The sequence below is a fragment of the Pontibacter ramchanderi genome (genome assembly GCF_002846395.1).
Taxonomy (GTDB): domain Bacteria; phylum Bacteroidota; class Bacteroidia; order Cytophagales; family Hymenobacteraceae; genus Pontibacter; species Pontibacter ramchanderi.
This window is the reverse complement of sequence record NZ_PJMU01000011.1, coordinates 1-2,590: the sequence shown is the minus strand read 5'-3', so window position 1 is coordinate 2,590 and position 2,590 is coordinate 1. Positions and strand designations below refer to the sequence as shown.

Annotated in this window: 4 protein-coding genes; all 4 read right to left on the bottom strand. The window is 37.3% G+C overall.

Going from position 1 to position 2,590, the window contains the following annotated elements; all coding sequences use genetic code 11:
* Positions 1–162: 162 nt before the first annotated feature.
* A complete protein-coding gene (locus tag BD749_RS19160) occupies positions 163–558 on the bottom strand; it encodes a hypothetical protein (protein WP_101447518.1) in 396 nt (131 codons plus the stop codon).
* A gap of 101 nt (positions 559–659) precedes the next feature.
* Positions 660–1,301 (bottom strand): hypothetical protein, encoded by a 642-nt coding sequence (locus BD749_RS19155; RefSeq protein ID WP_101447516.1) that lies wholly within the window; start codon positions 1,299–1,301, stop codon positions 660–662.
* 160 nt (positions 1,302–1,461) lie between these two features.
* Positions 1,462–2,040 carry a hypothetical protein gene (locus tag BD749_RS19150; RefSeq protein ID WP_101447514.1) on the bottom strand — a complete coding sequence of 193 codons (579 nt, stop codon included), beginning with the start codon at positions 2,038–2,040 and terminating at the stop codon, positions 1,462–1,464.
* 129 nt (positions 2,041–2,169) lie between these two features.
* Entirely contained in the window at positions 2,170–2,478 is a 309-nt protein-coding gene (locus tag BD749_RS19145; protein WP_143741293.1) for a hypothetical protein, read from the bottom strand.
* Between the last annotated feature and the right edge of the window lie 112 nt (positions 2,479–2,590).

The following is a 2,590-nucleotide window of genomic DNA, read 5'->3' as shown; positions in this document are numbered from 1 at the left end:
CTCTAGCTTTTCAATAGAAGAATCATGAAGTTCTAATCGGCTAAGTCTGGTTTGGAAGCTGTATTTCATTTAATATTTTATCATTTGACTTAACGTGCTGGGCTATGAAGTGGCGCAGCTACTTTATAGGTGTTGTTGGGAGATGCAATTTTGTATCAACTTCTAATCTTTAAATCTCCACAATCTACGAATTCCATCTTCGTTGGAAAGCACTAAAGAATCTTTGTCCGCTTTTATTACCCTTATTTTAAAAAAGGGAATATTATCATCAAGGTATATCAGAGTATCATTTCTGAATTCGTATTTTAAGTATTCAAATGTGTCTACAAACAATATCGAGTCTTCTTCAATATTAAAGCTTGCATTCTCAGATTCTCCTGAAGTCCATATACCTTTTATATCTTCTTTAGTCAATAAAGATTGTGCACCTGATTGCTGTGATTCAACTGCTGGAGAAGATGTGTTATCTTGATGCTGCACAACAGGTTCTTTCTCGGTTTCTTTTACACTACAGCTTATCAAAAGCAACACAAAGAACACGGTGTATATTTTCTTCATTTCTTAATTCTTATACCTCCCAACGTCTTGTGCAGCTGATGGGCGAGGCGTAGCCGAGCATAAGAGCTGCACCTTGTTATATGCTGCTTTTCTTTTTATTCCTATGCTTGAAGTATTTTATCAGCAATCTCTAAGCACCTCTCTAAATCCCCATCCATGCCCATTTTTTTGTTCTCCAATTCGTGAAGGTGTTGAGCGATTTCGCCTCTGGTAGCACCTGACTTTCTCAGGTTATAAACTTCAGGGACATAAGCTTGATATTCATCTCTCGGAGCTACATTGTTTATAGCTATCGGGTCCCAGTCATACCAAAGTATTTCATCTATTCTTTTGTAGAGCAAGAAGTCACTTGCAGCCTTGATGTTTTCTTTAAATCTTTTATTTCGGCTAAAGAGGTAAACAGTCACGTCCACTTCCTCTTCTAGCCGCTTATCTCCAAACTGCCTTGCCAACTGAAGAGCTAAACTTGGTATATGCCAACAGCTGTCACTATCAAATGGTGCTGGTTCGCCAGATGCATTGTAAGTCACTTTAGCTACTTTCTCAGCTAACTGTAGGTATGACTCTGGCTGAAAATCCTTATTGCTTAACCCGAACTGCCGAATCTTAGTGAATTGTTCGTGCGCTTCTGCCCACCTGTCTTCATTATCGATAATTAGGTATAAGTCACGAATGACAGTCGGCAAATCTTTGATGTAGTTGTTAAAGCAAGACAGTATAAGTCCTGCCCATCCTAGTTTCATTTTATCAGGAAGGCTTGTACAAACTTGACGCCCTATTTCTAAATCAGTTCTGATGTTTTTCTATACTTTAAGTGGCATATAACGGACTTGGCTTTACGGTGGCGTAGCTTCCGTAAAGGTGTGGTTAGCGCAAGTTCTTTTTATGAATTAATGATTTTAATTATTTGCCTTCAATTAGGTGTCCTTCCCATGTAGTTACTAAAGGTTCATGCATTTCATGCCACCTATCGACAAAGTGTTCAATATTATCTAAATCTTTCTCTATGATTTTTCTTAATTGCTTTATCCTTTTGTCTAAACCACTCTTCGTATAAAAACTTCCTATTTTATGCTTTCTAAACATAAAATTATAATCAAACAAAGGAGGGCCTTTAATATTATCAATCCCCAGATGCATTTCTGTCATACTATTAGGTGGAAGCTTATACTGAAGTCCATCCACACCAATCAGTTGGTCTAATGATTCAGGGTTCGGATTCAGCTTAAAGATATTTAAAATAAACTTTATCCATTTGTCACCTCTGACTATCTGTATCTCAATTACCTGTAACTCAGATTCAGGTGTTAATCTACATAATTCATAGATGTAACCATGCAAATTGTCCCTGCCAAACCATGACGTTGAAAATGGTGTCTTCTTAAAGCCTTTTTTCTCCAATAAAGGAATTCCTATCTCAAGAATAAGTTGATTTCTAGCTTCGAGTAATTCCTTAGTTGTTGCTTCGTAAAAAAGACCCATTCTTTCTTCTTTATGCTAAGTTGAGGCTTTATTTGTTGAATTAACGCTAACGTCTAGTGTAGAAGGCGAACGAGGCGAAGCCGAGGTATGGCTTATATGCCTTGTTGGCACCTGTTTTTCTTTTGTAGTTTACCTTTTGATTCTTATTGGTTCTATTGAACTGTCCTTGTTTAAGGTTATAAAGTAGCTGTCAGTAATCAGTAGTTTTTCTGGCCAGTTTTTAGGTTTATCATTATAGGTAAGATGCACGGTGTCATTCTTGATTTCATAGGTTCCTTTCGCTCCCCCAAGACTAAGCTCTAAGTAAAATTCATTATTATCATAGAGTACGACTTGTTGAGTTCCTACCGCTAAATCATTTAAGCCTGAGTATTTTACTTCTCTGTTCTCACAGGAAGATAGTATGAAGATTAAGACTATAAAAACTACTGGTTTCATACTTTCAAATATGTGCCAACGGTCTCGGACAGGCAACGGGTGAGGCATAAGCCGAACATGATGCCTGTGTTGTGTTGTAGCCAGTTTTTATACTATGTCCTCCGTAAACTCA